At 63.8% G+C, this 15,017-nt stretch carries 13 protein-coding genes and 2 pseudogenes; 10 read left to right on the plus strand and 5 right to left on the minus strand.

Annotated features, from left to right (window positions below):
• Nucleotides 1-97 precede the first annotated feature (97 nt).
• From BJF92_RS03770 to BJF92_RS25930, 4 genes are read left to right on the plus strand one after another with little or no spacing between them, the layout of a single operon-like run.
• A complete protein-coding gene (locus BJF92_RS03770; RefSeq protein WP_075633430.1) occupies nucleotides 98-1,021 on the plus strand; it encodes an ABC transporter permease in 924 nt (307 codons plus the stop codon).
• Entirely contained in the window at nucleotides 1,018-1,878 is an 861-nt protein-coding gene (locus BJF92_RS03775; protein ID WP_075633431.1) for an ABC transporter permease, read from the plus strand. The genes BJF92_RS03770 and BJF92_RS03775 overlap by 4 nt, the downstream gene beginning before the upstream one ends.
• A complete protein-coding gene (locus BJF92_RS25925; RefSeq protein WP_075633432.1) occupies nucleotides 1,875-2,723 on the plus strand; it encodes an ATP-binding cassette domain-containing protein in 849 nt (282 codons plus the stop codon). The genes BJF92_RS03775 and BJF92_RS25925 overlap by 4 nt, the downstream gene beginning before the upstream one ends.
• Complete coding sequence (locus tag BJF92_RS25930) at nucleotides 2,720-3,607, plus strand: ABC transporter ATP-binding protein (protein WP_075633433.1); 888 nt, start codon at nucleotides 2,720-2,722, stop codon at nucleotides 3,605-3,607. The genes BJF92_RS25925 and BJF92_RS25930 overlap by 4 nt, the downstream gene beginning before the upstream one ends.
• Before the next feature lie 126 nt (nucleotides 3,608-3,733).
• Here BJF92_RS25930 and BJF92_RS03790 read toward each other — a convergent pair whose 3' ends face one another.
• On the minus strand, nucleotides 3,734-4,753 hold the full coding sequence (locus BJF92_RS03790) for a substrate-binding domain-containing protein (protein ID WP_075633434.1): 1,020 nt from the start codon (nucleotides 4,751-4,753) through the stop codon (nucleotides 3,734-3,736).
• Nucleotides 4,750-6,120, minus strand: a complete 1,371-nt coding sequence (locus tag BJF92_RS03795; protein WP_075633435.1) for an ROK family protein — start codon at nucleotides 6,118-6,120, stop codon at nucleotides 4,750-4,752. Before BJF92_RS03795 ends, BJF92_RS03790 begins: the two co-directional genes overlap by 4 nt.
• Before the next feature lie 256 nt (nucleotides 6,121-6,376).
• Between BJF92_RS03795 and BJF92_RS03800 the strand changes: the two genes are divergently transcribed.
• From BJF92_RS03800 to BJF92_RS25935, 6 genes and pseudogenes are all read left to right on the plus strand, one after another.
• Entirely contained in the window at nucleotides 6,377-7,189 is an 813-nt protein-coding gene (locus BJF92_RS03800) for a sugar phosphate isomerase/epimerase family protein (RefSeq protein ID WP_075633436.1), read from the plus strand.
• Between the two features lie 53 nt (nucleotides 7,190-7,242).
• Nucleotides 7,243-8,364, plus strand: a complete 1,122-nt coding sequence (locus tag BJF92_RS03805; RefSeq protein ID WP_075633437.1) for a substrate-binding domain-containing protein — start codon at nucleotides 7,243-7,245, stop codon at nucleotides 8,362-8,364.
• Between the two features lie 156 nt (nucleotides 8,365-8,520).
• A complete protein-coding gene (locus BJF92_RS03810) occupies nucleotides 8,521-9,693 on the plus strand; it encodes a levoglucosan dehydrogenase (protein WP_075633438.1) in 1,173 nt (390 codons plus the stop codon).
• Complete coding sequence (locus tag BJF92_RS03815) at nucleotides 9,690-11,291, plus strand: sugar ABC transporter ATP-binding protein (protein ID WP_075633439.1); 1,602 nt, start codon at nucleotides 9,690-9,692, stop codon at nucleotides 11,289-11,291. The genes BJF92_RS03810 and BJF92_RS03815 overlap by 4 nt, the downstream gene beginning before the upstream one ends.
• Before the next feature lies 1 nt (nucleotide 11,292).
• Nucleotides 11,293-12,249, plus strand: a complete 957-nt coding sequence (locus BJF92_RS03820) for an ABC transporter permease (RefSeq protein WP_075633440.1) — start codon at nucleotides 11,293-11,295, stop codon at nucleotides 12,247-12,249.
• 215 nt (nucleotides 12,250-12,464) lie between these two features.
• Nucleotides 12,465-12,656 (plus strand): annotated as a pseudogene (locus tag BJF92_RS25935) (IS3 family transposase); the annotation flags it as partial.
• Between the two features lie 149 nt (nucleotides 12,657-12,805).
• Here the strand turns inward: BJF92_RS25935 and BJF92_RS03830 are convergent.
• The 3 genes and pseudogenes from BJF92_RS03830 to BJF92_RS03840 all read right to left on the minus strand — a co-directional run.
• A pseudogene (locus BJF92_RS03830) lies at nucleotides 12,806-13,000 on the minus strand (transposase); the annotation flags it as partial.
• Between the two features lie 340 nt (nucleotides 13,001-13,340).
• Nucleotides 13,341-14,135: an ABC transporter permease gene (locus BJF92_RS03835; protein WP_075633441.1), complete on the minus strand. Its 795-nt coding sequence runs from the start codon at nucleotides 14,133-14,135 to the stop codon at nucleotides 13,341-13,343.
• Nucleotides 14,132-14,989: an ABC transporter permease gene (locus tag BJF92_RS03840; protein ID WP_075633442.1), complete on the minus strand. Its 858-nt coding sequence runs from the start codon at nucleotides 14,987-14,989 to the stop codon at nucleotides 14,132-14,134. Before BJF92_RS03840 ends, BJF92_RS03835 begins: the two co-directional genes overlap by 4 nt.
• Nucleotides 14,990-15,017: the final 28 nt, after the last annotated feature.

The following is a 15,017-nucleotide window of genomic DNA, read 5'->3' on the forward strand; positions in this document are numbered from 1 at the left end:
GAATTCGACATTTTGCCGTCGCGGGTTCCAAACCTCAGCAAATGTCAAAATCAGACCACAGGCATCGGGGCGGAATCATGAGGGAAGCGGTGATGCGATGATGCTCCTGATAGCCAAACGCCTGCTGATAGCCTGCTCCACCATTATCGCCGTGATCATCCTGTCGGGCCTGTTGATCCATGTCGTGCCCGGGGATCCGGTGACCGCCATGATGGCGCAGTCCGTGACCGCGACGCCGGAGGCCATGGCGGACATGCGCAGCCGTCTTGGCCTTGACCTGCCGGTCTGGCGACAGGTGATGCTCTATCTTTGGCATGTGCTGCAGGGCGATCTCGGCACGACGATCCGCGGCAACGAGCCGGTTTCCCGGCTCCTTCTGCAGCGTCTGCCCAATACCTTCGCCCTTGCCGTTGCTGGCCTTGCTACAGCGTTGACGATTGGCATACCGCTCGGCTTCCTGGCCGCCATCAACCGTGGCCGCATCGCCGATACCGCCGTGATGATCATTGCCGTGCTCGGCGTTTCGATCCCCGCTTTCTGGCTCGGTCTCGTCATGATCCAGGTCTTTTCCCTCAAGCTCGGCTGGCTGCCGGTGGCGGGATCGGGCTGGCGCAACATCGTGCTCCCGGCCCTGACACTCGGGCTCACCTATTGCGCGCTCGTCGCCCGCATGACCCGGTCGGCGCTGGTCGAGGTTCTTGCGGAGGACTATATCCGCACGGCGCGCGCCAGGGGACTGCGCGAGCATCAGGTTCTCCTCGTCCATGCGCTGCGCCCGGCGCTCATCAGCCTCGTCACCGTGATCGGCCTTGTCTTTGCCTATCTGCTCGGCGGGCAGGTCATCATCGAGAACGTGTTCTCGTGGAATGGAATCGGCCGGCTTGCCGTCCAGGCGATGCTGGAGCGCGACTATCCGATGATCCAGGGCTTCATCGTGCTGTTCGCAACCTCCGTCGTCGTCGTCTCCATGCTTATCGACATTCTCTACACCCTTCTCGATCCGCGCATGAGGCAGAGATGACCGTTCCGGCACAAACCACGATCGGCCCGCGCCCGCCGCGCCGCCGGCTGCCCTTGAGCGTCGTTCTCGGCCTTGCTCTTGCGGCGATCATCATTCTCGCGGCCTTGTTCTCGGCCTATCTCGCTCCCTTCGATCCGACGCGCATGGCCGTCGGGCCGCGTCTTGCCGCACCCTCGGCGAAATATCCGTTCGGCACGGACGAGTTCGGCCGCGATCTCTTCAGCCGCGTTCTCATCGGCGGCCGGCTGTCGCTCGGCATCGGCGTCAGTGCCGTCGCCTTCGGCCTCGTCATCGGCGGGCTTGCCGGCCTGATGGCGGCCTTTTCCGGGCGCGCGGTGGAAGCCGTCATGCTGCGCCTCATCGATATCCTCTATTCCTTTCCCGATACGCTGATCGCGCTGGCCCTGGTGGCCTTTCTCGGCCCCGGTATCGAGAACGCAACGCTCGCCATCGCCATCAGCCTCGTGCCCTTCTATGCCCGCCTTACCTACGGGCTGGCGGCCGCCGAGCGGGCCAAACCCTATATCGAGGCGGCGCGGCTGGCCGGCATCGGCACCAACCGGCTCGTGCGCGTGCATGTCATGCCCAATATCGGCCAGAGCCTGATCGTGATGGGCACGCTCGGCTTCTCTTCGGCGATCCTGTCCGCGGCCGGCCTGTCTTTTCTGGGGCTCGGCGTTCAGCCGCCCTCACCGGAATGGGGCGCCATCCTCGCCTCCGGCCGCAACTACATCACCAAGGCGCCCTGGATCCTGATCTTTCCCGGCGCGGCCATCTGCCTGACCGTGCTGTCGTTCAACCTGATCGGCGACAGCCTGCGCGATTTCGTCGATCCGCGTCGAAAGGGCCTGCGATGAGCGAGACCGAAGGGCAAAGGCCCGTTCTGAGCGTGCGCGATCTTTCCGTCACCTTCGCGGCCAAGGCCGGCGCCTTCAACGCCATAGACGGCGTCAGCTTCGACCTGGCCCGCGGCGAGATCCTCGCACTTGTCGGGGAATCCGGCAGCGGCAAGAGCATGACATCCCTTTCGATCATGCAGCTTCTGCCAGAAGCGGCGCAGATGCGCGGCCGGATCGAGATCGACGGGCAGGACGTGACGGCCCTGGGCCGGCGGCAGATGGAAGACGTGCGCGGCGCCAGGATCGGAATGATCTTTCAGGAGCCGATGACCTCCCTCAATCCGGTGCTGACCATCAACAGGCAGATGACTGAAGGCCTGCTGCGCCATCAGCGCCTGTCGCGCCGTGAGGCGACGGCTCAGGCGCTGGCCTGCCTGGAGGAGGTCGGCATTGCCGAGCCCGATCGCGTGATGGCGCAATATCCGCATCAGCTTTCCGGCGGCATGCGCCAGCGCGTGATGATCGCGGCAGCGCTCGCCTTGCGGCCCGGTATCCTGATTGCCGACGAGCCGACGACTGCGCTGGATGTGACCGTCCAGTCGCAGGTGCTCGATCTTCTGGTCGATCTCAAGCTTCGCTCCGGCTCCGGCATCCTGCTGATCACCCATGACATCGGCGTGGTCGCGGAGACGGCCGATCGCGTTGCCGTGATGCGGCAGGGGCGCATCCTCGAGACGGGCACCGTCGACGCGGTGCTCGGCGCCCCGCAGCATGCCTACACCAGGAGCCTGCTTGCCTCGCATCTGACGGTCGAGAAAGGACTGATGCGGCACCGGAGCGAACGAGAGGGAGCTGACGCATGATATCCCACCCGCCCCTCAGGATCGAAGGCCTTCGCAAGCGGTTCATGAGCCATGGTCGCGAAATTCATGCCCTCAACGGCGTGTCCCTCACGCTCGAACGGGGCGAAACGCTCGGCATTATCGGCGAAAGCGGTTCCGGCAAGTCGACCCTCGGCCGAATTGCCGTGGGCCTGGACCGGCCGACCGCCGGCCAGCTCTCGATCAAGGGTGTGCGTGTCGACACGTTGCCGGCGGCGCAGCGGGCAGAGGCTCTCCGGCCCTGCCAGATGATTTTCCAGGACCCCTATTCCTCGCTCAATCCGAGACTGACAGTCGGCCGGCAGATCGGCGAGGGGCTGTTCGCCAGGGGCGAGCGCGATTGGGGCGTCATCGACGGCGTTGTTGCCGACCTCTTGGATCGTGTCGGGCTGAGCCGCGACCATGCCGACCGCTACCCCCACGAATTTTCCGGCGGCCAGCGCCAGCGCATCGCGATCGCCCGCGCAATCGCGCCGAACCCCGAGATTGTCGTGGCGGATGAGCCTGTCTCGGCGCTCGATGTCACGGTCCAGGCGCAGATCCTCGATCTCCTGGCCGAACTGAAGGCAGGGCGCGATCTGTCCTATCTCTTCATTTCCCACGACATGGCCGTGATCGCGCGGCTGTGCGACCGAGTTGCCGTGATGGATCGCGGCCGGATCGTGGAGTACGGGCCCGTTGCCTCGGTCATCGAAAGCCCCCGCCATCCCTATACGCAAACGCTGCTGAATGCCGTGCCCCGGTTCGGACGCCGGCGGGCCGGCCTCAAGCCTGCCGCTGTCGCACTTCCGCAGCATGACGATGACGACTGCTTCGTCACAGTCGCTCACGAGCATGGTGTTCTCGAGGCCAAGGCAGGCTGGTAGCGTGCTCTCGACCCGGCCCGTGCGACCGGCCGTGTTATGATGCTACCGCCGGCACCGCTTTTCGACACCAACTGGGGGCGCGGGGATCGATCATCTGGATCTAAAATCGCGTGGCGCGGGCCGGCGTCAGCGTCCCCCGTGATCCGTCACCAGTTTCGCGCTGACCAGAACCTCTCTGGGCGCCTGCTTGCGCCAGATCTTCTGGAAGCTTTCGACGACATTGTCGCGCGACACGGCCAGGCCGGGCAAGGCGACCCAATCCGGCGTCTGCTTGGCGAGCAGGGCGAGCACGCAGGTCTGCGCCACGGCCACGCCCTGAAGATAAGGCTGCTGCGCCCCGATGCCGCAGAGCAGCCCGTCCGAGGACAGCTCTATGGCCGCTTCCCGCCCGAGATCGACCGTTGACACCGGCAGGACATGGCCCGCCCGTCTCAGCGCCTTGACCGCCTCCATCGCCGGCGTGTCCCACACCACGAAAAGCCCGCCAAGATCGCGATGACCGTCCACGAGCGCCAGCGCATCCGAGCCGGCGGCCTGGATGTTGTCGAATTTGCGCACATGCAGGGTGACATCCGGTCGGTTGGTCATCATCCACTTGTTGAACGCAATCTCGCGCTCGTTGGTGGCATAGAATTCCGCGTGGTAGGAAAGAACGCCGACGGCCGCGCCGCGCGCGAGCCGGGGATCGAGGAAGGCGGCGGCGATCATGCCCAGGCCGAAATTGTCGGCCGAGACGAGCGCGACGTAATCGGAGCCGGGAAGAAGGCCTGTCGGCACATTGTCCAGCAGAAGCAGCCGGATACCCGCCTTGGAAACGCGACGATGCGCTTCTGCCACCGCGGAATTGGCCACTGGGATCGAGATGATCGCATCCGGCTTCTCGCCCCGCAGACGATCGAGCGCGGCGATCTGGGCTTCCGGCGCGAAGCCGCAGTCCACAACCTCGATAACGGCCGTGGCGCAATCGCCGAAGGTGGCCATGATGCCGGCAATCTGCTGCTTGGCCCAGTCGCTCGACAGGGTGTGCAGCACGATGGCCACGCGAAAGCGAGCCTCCTGCGCAGCCGCAATATCCGTCTCCGTCAGCGCGATCCGCTCCGCAGGCGCGGCTCTTTCCCCATGGGGCCCCAGGCCTGAGATCGTCATGGCGCGGATCCCGTCTGTGCTGGGATGCCGGGCACCTCGGCGGGGCGGGCCATAGCCATGGTTTTTCGTTCTCCGCAGGTTTGACGCACGCTCTGGAAGAGGGGATGTGCCAGCGGGCTTGCCTGCACGATCCAGTCCTTCAGGCAGGCCGGATCGAACAGGCTCTCGATCGCCACCATGGCCGCGCCGACCAGCCCAGCCGAGCTGCCCATCTGCGACTTGCCGATGATGAGGTCCCGGGTCACCAGAGGATGGCTTTCACCATAGACTGTTTCGCGCACGGCAGCCAGAATGAGGTCGTTCGTCTGCGCCATGGTGCCGGACAGGATAATCAGGTCCGGGTTGAGCATATTGGCCAGCATGGCCACGGCATGGCCGATCAGGCGGCCGCTGAGCCCGAGAATTTCCATGGAGGCGGGGTCGCCTGCCTGCGCGGCCTGGCTGACCTCGATCGCGCCCACCGTGCCGCCGCGGCGCAGCGTGTCGGCCAGCAGGGGGCTTCGCCCCGTCTGCGCGGCCAGAAGGCCCTCGCGCGCGATCATGTCGCTGCCCGCCAGCGCATCCAGTGTCGATGTCCGGTCACCTGCCTGAACCGGCATTTGCCCGATCAGGCCAGCCGCACCTTTCGTGCCGCGATGAAGCCGCCCGTCGCAGATCAGCCCGGCGCCGATGCGCTTGCCCACCTTGACGAACAGCATGTCGCGCACCGACTGTCCGGCGCCGGAAAACCGTTCGCCCATCGTCATCGTCTCGATGCTCGACCGCAGCCAGACCGGGGCGCCATAACGCTCGACCAGGGTCTCGACAAAGGGAAATCCCTCCCAGGCGGGCAGGAAGGACGGCGTATACTCCAGAAACAGCGTCTCCTCGTCGTGCGTGACCGGCCCGGGAACGGAGATGGAAATGCCCCAGACCGGCATCGTGGGCGCATGCTTGGCGATCAGCCAGTCGAACAGGGAGACGACCCGGTCCGATATCGAGCGGGCATCGGCGCCGAGATCGATCGCCTCGTGATGCTCGGTCGACAGACGGCCGGACAGATCGGCGATCCCCACGCCGAGTGCCGACTGATCGAGGGTCGCCACGAGAATACAACCGAGATCGGTCCTGAACCGCACGAGACGGGGCGCGCGGCCGCCGCTGGCGATGCCCAGTTCGCTTTCCACGACCAGCCCGATTTCGCTCAGCGTCGCCAGCCTGTCGGACACGACGGCACGGCCAAGCTCGCTTTCGCGCTCCAGTTCCTGGCGTGTGGTGGCCTTGCCCAGACGGATGAGGTTGAGGATGGCACCCAGACTTGCCGATGCCGATTCGCGCGTCGTGGGGCGACCCTTCCCGCGGTTTGGCGGCGTTGGGGCAAGAGGCATGGTGCGCAGTTCCTCTCTCGTTTCGGGCGGCGGGCTTGGCCGGCCACCCCTCACATCCTTGGATAATTCGGTTGTGTATGCGGGGCAAGAGCAAACTTATGTCGTTAAAATGAAAAAGTAAGCTTTGATATGCAGAAATAATGTTGACTTGGCATTTAACCGATCATAACGTTTGCCATGGGAGCACGGCGAGCCGATCGCCGGAGCGAGGTGGTTGCGCGGACTGGGAGGTCCGAGCCACGCCGGAGGATGGAACATGCAGGACTGGAAGCTGGCCTATCACGCCAACTGCTGGGGTGCGCTTGGCGGAAACGCGCAGGGCGTCACCTCGATCACCGAGTTGAGCTATCGAACATTCGCAGACATGGATCGCGCTTTCAGCGACATCGCCGCTGTGGGTTACGAAGGCGTCGAGCTCTTCGACGGCAATCTTCTGGACTATGAGGCAAGCGCGTTGCGCAAGCTTCTTGCCGATACGGGCCTGTCTCTGGTCGCAGCCTATGCGGGTGGCAATTTCATCTTCGATGAGATCCTGCCGGAGGAGCTTGCCAGGGTGGCCCGGGCTGCGGATCGGGCTGCCGAACTGGGAGCGCCGCATCTCGTGGTGGGAGGCGGCGCCAAGCGGTTCGACGGCATTCGCGACAGCGATTATGCCAGGCTCGGCGCGGCCCTGGATATGGTGATGCGCCTGGCGGAAGAGCGCGGCTTGCGCGCGCATTATCATCCGCATCTCTCGACGATCGTCGAGGGGCCGGAAACGGTCGAGCGGATCTTCGGCCTGACGGCGATCGATTTCTGCCCGGATACGGCGCATCTGGCCGCCGCCGGCGGCGATCCGGCAAAGCTGATCCGGGACCATGCCGCGCGCATTTCCTACGTGCATCTGAAAGGGTTTCAAAGGGAGCCCTTCGCCTTCACCCCGATCGATCGCGGCGATGTGCCGACGGCCCCTATTCTCGCCGCCCTGCGCGAGACTGGGTTCAAGGGCTGGATCTGTACCGAGCTCGACGCCTGGCCGGACCCTGCCGAGGGCGCGCGCGCCAGCATGGACTATCTGAAAAAGGCCTGAAGGCCCGCACTTTCGGGGCAATATGGCCCCGGCTTCTTGGGAGGAGAAGAAAAATGATCACCAGGCGAATTCTGTTAGCGACCAGCGCTCTGTTTGCCCTGTCACTATCAACGATCGTACCGGCGCAGGCCGATCCGGACGCGGCTCTCGCAAAGCTGCAGGACACGGTCCTGTCCAAGGGGCCACATGGCGAGACGCCGGCGCCGGCATCCTCCATCAAGCTTTCCGACGAGGAACTGGCCAGGATCAAGGCGATGAACGCGACCGCCGCCATCGTCATGCATTATGGCGGCAATGATTGGAGCCAGGCGCAGATCCACGGTCTGCAGACGCAGTTTGCGGCCATGGGCATCAAGGTGATTGCCGTAACCGATGCGGGCTTTAAGCCTGAAAAGCAGGTGGCCGATCTTGAGACCATCATGGCGCAGAAGCCGAGCATCATCGTCTCGATCCCAACCGACCCGGTGGCGACCGCCAGCGCTTACAAGGCAGCGGCCGATGCCGGTGTGAAGCTGGTCTTCATGGACAATGTGCCGGCCGGCTTCACCGCGGGCAAGGAGTATGTCTCCGCCGTCTCTGCCGACAATTACGGCAATGGCGTCGCCTCGGCCCATCTGATGGCCAAGGCGCTGGGCGGAAAGGGCCAGATCGGGCTAGTCTTCCACGCGGCCGACTTTTTCGTCACCAAGCAGCGCTATGAGGCCTTCAAGGCGACGATCGCATCGGACTATCCCGACATCAAGATCGTGGCGGAGCAGGGCATTGGCGGACCGGATTTCTCTGGCGACGCCGACAAGGCCGCCAGCGCCATGCTGACCTCCAACCCCAATCTGAACGGCATCTGGGCGGTGTGGGACGTGCCTGCCGAGGGCGTCGTCTCGGCCGCGCGCGTTGCCGGGCGCGACGATCTCGTCATCACCACGATCGATCTTGGCGAAAACGTTGCGATCTCGATGGCGCAGGGCGGCTTCGTCAAGGGGCTGGGCGCGCAGCGGCCCTACAGCCAGGGGGTGACCGAGGCGATGCTGGCCGGCTATGGCCTTCTCGGCAAGCAGGCCCCGGCCTTTGTCGCTTTGCCGGCGCTGCCGGTGACCAAGGAAACCCTGGTTGAGGGCTGGAAGGCGGTCTACAACACCGAACCGACCGCCAATGTGAAGACCAGCCTCGGTCAATAATGACGCGCTGACGCGCCCTTCCAGCACGAATTGTCCTGAAGCGGGCGGCGTCCACGCCGCCCGAAGATGACGGCCTGCGCGAATCCGCGGGTATGTGGCCGGCCCTTTCACTGCCCGCCCTTTCAATGCCCGCCCTCTCAATGACGGAGAAAGACGATGACCAAACGAATGAACGTCGCCATGATCGGCGGCGGCTTCATGGGCAAGGCGCATGCCATGGCCTATGCCTCCATGCCCATGTTCTTCTGGCCGGCCCCTGTCATCCCGCACCGCAAGGTCGTGGTCGACGTGACCGATGACACGGCCGAGACGGCGCGCCAGCGCTATGGTTTCGATGAGGCCTCCAGCGACTGGCGCAACGTGGTCGCCCGGCCTGATATCGACGTGGTCGATATCTGCACGCCCAACAATGTCCATGCCGAGATCGCTATCGCCGCGGCGCAGGCCGGCAAGCACATCATCTGCGAGAAGCCGCTTGCCCGTACGGTGGAAGAAGCGCGCGCCATGGCGGAGGCGGTCAAAAAAGCGGGTGTCATTCACATGGTCGCCTTCAACTATCGCCGCACGCCGGCGGTGGCGCTGGCCAGGAAATATATCGAGGAGGGACGCATCGGAAAGATCCTCAATTTCCGCGGCACCTATCTGCAGGATTGGTCTGCCGATCCCGATGGCCCTTTGTCCTGGCGCTTCCAGAAGAAGATCGCCGGCTCTGGCACGGTGGGCGATATCGCCACGCATGTGGTCGATCTCGCGCATTATCTCGTCGGCCCGATCGAGACGGTGAACGCGATCACCACCACCTACAATAAGACCAGGCCGCTGCAGCAGGGCGGTGTTGACAAGCTCGGCGCGGCCGAAAAGGCTTCTGGCGATGTCGAGCGCGGCGAGGTCGACGTGGATGACGAGGTCATCAGCCTGCTCCGCTTCCAAAACGGCGCCATCGGCAGCCTCGAAGCCACGCGCAACGCCTATGGCCGCAACAACTTTATCACGCTGGAGATCCACGGCACGAAGGGCTCGATCCACTTCAACTATGAGCGGCGCGACGAGTTGCAGGTCATGTTCGCCGACGACCCCGCCGATAGCCGCGGCTTTCGCACCGTCTACACCGGCCCGGCCCACCCTTATGGACAGGGTCTCTGGCCGATCCCCGGGCTCGGCATCGGCTATTCCGAGACGAAGATCGTCGAGTGTTTCGATTTCTTCTCGGCAATCAGGACAGGCAAGCAACCCTCGCCCAATTTCGAGGACGGCCTGTTGACGGAACTGGTGGCAGATGCCCTGCTGCGCTCGGGAGAAAGCGGAGCATGGGAGCGCGTGGGGAGATGATCGTTCAGGCGGCGGGCGGCGCGCCAGGGGCGGAGGACTTGCCGCTGGCCGTCAGCATGACGGGAATATCCAAGTCCTTCGGCGGGGTTAGAGCGCTCGATAATGTCAGCCTGAAGATCCGCCGGGGGGAGGTGCATGCGCTTCTGGGCGGCAACGGGGCTGGAAAATCGACCATCCTGAAGGTGCTGAACGGCGTGCACAGGCCGGACGCGGGAACGATCGCCGTGTGTGGCACCGAGCTTCGGGACGTGACCCCCGAGGCCGCGCGCGCAGCCGGCATCGCCATGAATTTCCAGGAACTGAGCCTCATTCCCACGCTCACCGTGGCGCAGAACGTGTTTCTGACCCGGGAGGCCAAAGGCGGCCTCGGCCTCATCGACGATCGGGTGGCTGAGCGGCAGGCGGCGGAGCTCTTCGCCATGCTGGATGTCGATGTCGACCCGCGCGCTCTGGTCGGCGATCTCGGCTCCGGGCAGAAGCAACTGACGGAGATCGCCAAGGCGATCTCGCAGGATGCCCGCGTGCTCGTGCTGGACGAGCCATCGACCGCGCTAGCAGTCAGCGATGTCGACCGGCTGTTCGTCTTCCTGCGCAAGCTGAAGGCGCGCGGGGTCGCCATCATCTATGTCTCGCATCGAATGGACGAGATCGCGCGCATCAGCGACCGCGCGACGATCCTCAGGGACGGGCGCCATGTCATCACCGCGCCGCTGTCCGATCTGCCGATCGATACGATGATCGAGCATATCGTGGGCAAGCGGTCCAAGGGCCTGTCCGACGTGGCGCGCGCCGCAGTCCACAGGGGTGAGGCGCTTCTGGAGCTGCGCAATGTCTCGGGCCGGCACAAGCCGCAGGACATCACGCTGACGGTGCATCGCGGCGAGGTCGTCGGTCTGGCGGGGCTTCTGGGCTCCGGCCGATCCTCGCTTGCCCGCGTGATCGCGGGGATCGACCCGGTCCGCGCCGGTGAGATCCGCATCAACGGCAAGGCCGTGGCGATCGGCAAGCCGGCGGATGCGATCGCCGCCGGCATCGCCCTGGTGCCGGAAGCGCGGGCAACGCAGGGCATCATTCCGGCCCATTCGGTAGCGTCAAACATGGTGCTGGCGGTTCTGGACCGAATGACCAGGGCAGGCCTGATCAAAGGGGCTGACGTGAAATCGGTCGCCGATGCCCAGATCCAGCGCCTGGCCATCAAGACCGCAAGCCGGGACCACGCCGTATCCACCCTGTCGGGCGGGAACCAGCAGAAAGTGGTAATCGGCAAGTGGCTGGCGACCGATCCCGATCTGCTGGTGCTGGATGAGCCGACGGCCGGAATCGACATCGGATCGAAATCGGAAATCATCCGGCTGGTGCGCGACCTCGCCGCCGCCGGCAAGGGAATCGTCTTCATCTCGTCAGAGCTCAGCGAGCTTTTGACGGCCTGCGACCGGATCCTCGTGCTCTCGGAGGCCAGGCTGTTTGCCGATCTCCCCCGGGAGGCGTTCGACGACCCTGCCATTCCCGCGGATGACACGGCGCATCGGCTCCAGGCCGCCGAGCAGCGCCTGCAAATCGAAATTCAGGAGGCCCTCAAGCAGGGGCAGAAGGTTTGACATGACGACCGCCAATCCATCGCTTGCCCGCAGCTTCCACGCCAACTGGCGCCAGTACATCATCTATATCGGCTTTGCGGTCATCTTCGTCGTGTTCGCATTGACCTTGACGGACAAGGGCTTTCTCAACCCGAACAACCTGCTCAACATCGTGCGTCAGACGGCCATGATCGCCGTTATGGCGGTTGCCATGACATTCGTGCTGTCGGCGGGCGAGATCGACCTTTCGGTCGGCGCGGTGGCCGGTCTTGCCACTGTCACCGTCGCCATGGCGATTGCGGTGGCTGGCCCGGTCGCGGGCGTCGCCGCCGGTATCGCAACCGGTCTTGCCGTCGGCATGTTCAATGGCTGGCTGACGACCCGCATCGGCATTCCATCATTCCTAACCACCTTGGCGATGATGGGCATCGCCAAGGGCGTGGCGATGTGGGTGTCGAACACGGCGGCGGTTCCCATTCTCAGCCCGGGCTATTCCTGGCTGTTTGGCGGCGGCGCGCTCATCGGGGTTCCGGTGCTCCTGTTCTGGATGCTGCTGTTCGGCGCGATCGGGCATGTCGTCCTTAGACGCACGGGCTTTGGCCGACGCGTCCTGGCTACGGGCGGCGGCGAGATGGCGGCGCGCTATTCCGGCATCGATACCAAGGCGATCAAATTCCGCGTTCTCGTGCTGTCCTCCACGGCTGCGGCCTTTGCGGGAATGCTCTATGCCGGCCGGCTGCAGTCGGGCCGCTTCCAGCTCGGCGAGGGAGATGAACTCTCCGTCATCGCCGCCGCCGTTCTGGGAGGAACCAGCCTGTTCGGCGGCAAGGGAACCATTATCGGGACGATCGTCGGCGCGCTCATGATCGGCATGATCAACAACGGCCTGATCCTGATGGGGTTGGAATTCTCCCAACAGCTGATCGCCCGCGGCGCCATCATCATTCTCGCCGTCGCCCTTTCGCAGAAGAGAAGCTGAGCCCCGCGGGGAGGGGCCCCGCTCTTGCGGCGGGGGACCTCCTTTCAGGTCAAGACACCTTCGTCCACTTGATACGGCCCAGCGGCTCAAGAGCTGACTCGGGAAAATTAATCAGGTAAGATAAGTGGTCTTCGGCTTTTGAACACGGCATCATGCAGGGGCCAGGAGTCATGATGACATAACGAGCCCGCCGCAATCGCAGCCCCGCCTGCAAGGTGAAAGTCGCGCTCGCCGCGATCAAGGGCGAAAAGACAATGAGCGAATTTGCTCAGCAATTCGACGTGCATCCGAACCAGGTCAAGCAATAGAAAGATCAACTGCTCGACGGCGCTGCCGATGTCTTCGATGACAGCCGTAAGGAAACCGCGGAGCCTGTTGTCGATATCAAAAGCCTATATGCCAAGATCCGCGCCAGAGCGTTGAAGTAGGCCTGGTCCTGTGTCTGCCGTTCAAAGGATGAAGGTCGGTGTCGCGCGTTGTAAAACGTCAGATATCGACCAATGCCAGCCCGAACGCAGACGACCTCGGTGCGACGCTTGATCTCACCGTTCAATCATTCGATCGGGTTTGTCGAATGAAGTTTCGCCCAATGCTGCTTGGGAAAGGTCATGTAGGCGAGCACGTCCTGTTCGGCAGTATCCATCAGCGTGGCGAGTTTTGGCACCTTCGGCCTGATTTGGTCGGCGACATTACGCCATTGGATGCTGGCAGCTTCCGGCGTGTCCTGGGCAAATGCTGTGGCAATGAAGGCAAGACGAGCGGCCACAAGGGTGCTCACCTCCTGCTCAACTGCCTGCCGCCGGCCAAGGCTCTGATTGCCGATCGTGGCTACGACAGCAAGACCTTCCGAGACGCCCTGCAGGCAAAGGTATAGAGCCCTGCATTCCATCGAGCCGCAGCAGAGATGTGTCCTATCCATACGACAAGGCACTCTATCGCAAGCGCCACAAGGTCGAGACCCCCTTGCCAAGCTCAAGGACTGGTGTGGCATTGCAACCCGCTACGACCGGCGCGCTATCGCTCGGACGCGCTTTGCAATCCCTTTTGCCAGACCGCAACCCTCCTGGTGGCTTATCCCAAGGCCGACGTCGTCACCGCGCTCTGGCTCGACCGGCCTTCTGCAGGACACTGACGACGATCAGGATTGAGAGCAGGAAAATCGCGCCGGAAATCGCGTAGATGACGGGCGAAGCGCCGGAGTTCATCTTGCCGAAAAGCGCCACGGGCAGGGTGTTCTGTCGCCCGGACAGATAGAAAGCGCGGGTGAATTCGTTGAGCGAAAGCAGAAACGCGAAGATGAAGGCGCTTGTCAGGCCCGGCCGGATCAGCGGCAGGGTGATATCGCGGAACTGCCGCCAGCGGCTTGCGCCGAGGTCGTCGGCCGCCATCAGGTAGGACGGCTTTACCGCGGAAAAACTCGTGAGGATGACGATGAAGGCAAAGGGCATGGCCCAGAGCAGATGCCCCGCGACGACCGTCATGGCCGAGCTCTTGATGCCCGAGTGGGTGAAGATCGCCGACAGCGCCAGCCCCTGGATGACGCCAGGAACGAACATAGGCAGCACCATGGCAAGGAACCAGAGGCTGCGCGCCATCTTCAACTCGAAATAGGAAAGCGCGGCCAGCAACGACAGGACCGTGGCGAAAAGGGCTGTGAAAAAGGCGATGACGAGCGACTGCCAGAGCGCGTTGATCAACGCGGTTTCCTTGGGCAGCGCCGCATACCATCGCAGCGTCAGATCCGAAAGACCGGGCAGACCCGGCTGCAGCGAGGCGTTGAAGGAAATGGCGACCAGATAGAGCGGCGGCGCGTAGATCACCAGAAGCGCGAGGATCGCAAGCGTCCAGATGAGGAGGCGGTTGAAGACACCTTCATGGACCATCATTCCGCATCCTCCCCAAAGAGGCCCGACAGCTTGAAGAAGGCATTGCCGATCAGCACCATGCCAAAAATTGTGATGAGCATCACCACCGAAATGGCGAAGGCGAGCGGATAGTTCGCAACGCGCATGACGTCGTTGATCATGACCGAGACGATCGAGGCGCCGGCGCCGCCTAGCATCTGTACCTCGGTCGAGGAGCCCGCCACCATGACGAAGACGAAGAGAAAACCGGCAAAAAGGCCGGCATAGGTGAGCGGCACGAGAATGGTGAAAAAGGCGCGCCAGAAGCCGGCGCCGAGATCGCGCGCCGCCGCCATGAGTTCCGGGGGGATGCGCCGCATGGACAGCAGCAGCGGAAAGACGGCGAAGGGCAGGTAGGAGGCGACGAAGCCGATGAAGACGGCGAAATTGCTGAAAAGCAGCCAGTCAAGCGGCGCGCTGGTGATATGCAGCGCCTGCAGCGTTTCATTGATGGCGCCGGTGCGCCCCAGCACCAGCCGCCAGGAAAAGGAGCGGATGAGGTAGGAGGTGAAGAAGGGGATCGTCATCAGCGCCAGAAGCAGCATCTGGATGCGCGGTCCGGCCATGACGTGGATGGCATAGGACAGCGGATACGCGAGCAGCGAACAGAGCAGCGCTGCCCCGAAGGATTTGACAAGGGTGGAGAGGATGACCGTCCAGCGACCGGCATTTAGGATGCCGGCATAGCCGGCAAGGCTCAGATCCGGCTTGATCCAGTAGGTGGCGGGATCCCAGGTCCAGAAGCTCCAGAGAACGACGAGCGCCAGCGGCACGACGCCGATGAGGGCGACGACGGCAAGTGGGGGCGCGATGAGGAGCGTTCGTCGGAAGGGCATGGCAGATGTCCGGTGCAAGGTGTCATGG

The sequence above is a fragment of the Xaviernesmea rhizosphaerae genome (assembly GCF_001938945.1).
Taxonomy (GTDB): domain Bacteria; phylum Pseudomonadota; class Alphaproteobacteria; order Rhizobiales; family Rhizobiaceae; genus Xaviernesmea; species Xaviernesmea rhizosphaerae.

What these genes read in the sequence shown, in the direction of transcription:
- BJF92_RS03770 (WP_075633430.1), top strand. Translation starts at nt 98, where the DNA reads ATGATGCTCCTGATAGCCAAACGCCTGCTGATAGCCTGCTCCACCATT.
- BJF92_RS03775 (WP_075633431.1), top strand. Translation starts at nt 1,018, where the DNA reads ATGACCGTTCCGGCACAAACCACGATCGGCCCGCGCCCGCCGCGCCGC.
- BJF92_RS25925 (WP_075633432.1), top strand. Translation starts at nt 1,875, where the DNA reads ATGAGCGAGACCGAAGGGCAAAGGCCCGTTCTGAGCGTGCGCGATCTT.
- BJF92_RS25930 (WP_075633433.1), top strand. Translation starts at nt 2,720, where the DNA reads ATGATATCCCACCCGCCCCTCAGGATCGAAGGCCTTCGCAAGCGGTTC.
- BJF92_RS03790 (WP_075633434.1), bottom strand. Translation starts at nt 4,753, where the DNA reads ATGACGATCTCAGGCCTGGGGCCCCATGGGGAAAGAGCCGCGCCTGCG.
- BJF92_RS03795 (WP_075633435.1), bottom strand. Translation starts at nt 6,120, where the DNA reads ATGCCTCTTGCCCCAACGCCGCCAAACCGCGGGAAGGGTCGCCCCACG.
- BJF92_RS03800 (WP_075633436.1), top strand. Translation starts at nt 6,377, where the DNA reads ATGCAGGACTGGAAGCTGGCCTATCACGCCAACTGCTGGGGTGCGCTT.
- BJF92_RS03805 (WP_075633437.1), top strand. Translation starts at nt 7,243, where the DNA reads ATGATCACCAGGCGAATTCTGTTAGCGACCAGCGCTCTGTTTGCCCTG.
- BJF92_RS03810 (WP_075633438.1), top strand. Translation starts at nt 8,521, where the DNA reads ATGACCAAACGAATGAACGTCGCCATGATCGGCGGCGGCTTCATGGGC.
- BJF92_RS03815 (WP_075633439.1), top strand. Translation starts at nt 9,690, where the DNA reads ATGATCGTTCAGGCGGCGGGCGGCGCGCCAGGGGCGGAGGACTTGCCG.
- BJF92_RS03820 (WP_075633440.1), top strand. Translation starts at nt 11,293, where the DNA reads ATGACGACCGCCAATCCATCGCTTGCCCGCAGCTTCCACGCCAACTGG.
- BJF92_RS03835 (WP_075633441.1), bottom strand. Translation starts at nt 14,135, where the DNA reads ATGATGGTCCATGAAGGTGTCTTCAACCGCCTCCTCATCTGGACGCTT.
- BJF92_RS03840 (WP_075633442.1), bottom strand. Translation starts at nt 14,989, where the DNA reads ATGCCCTTCCGACGAACGCTCCTCATCGCGCCCCCACTTGCCGTCGTC.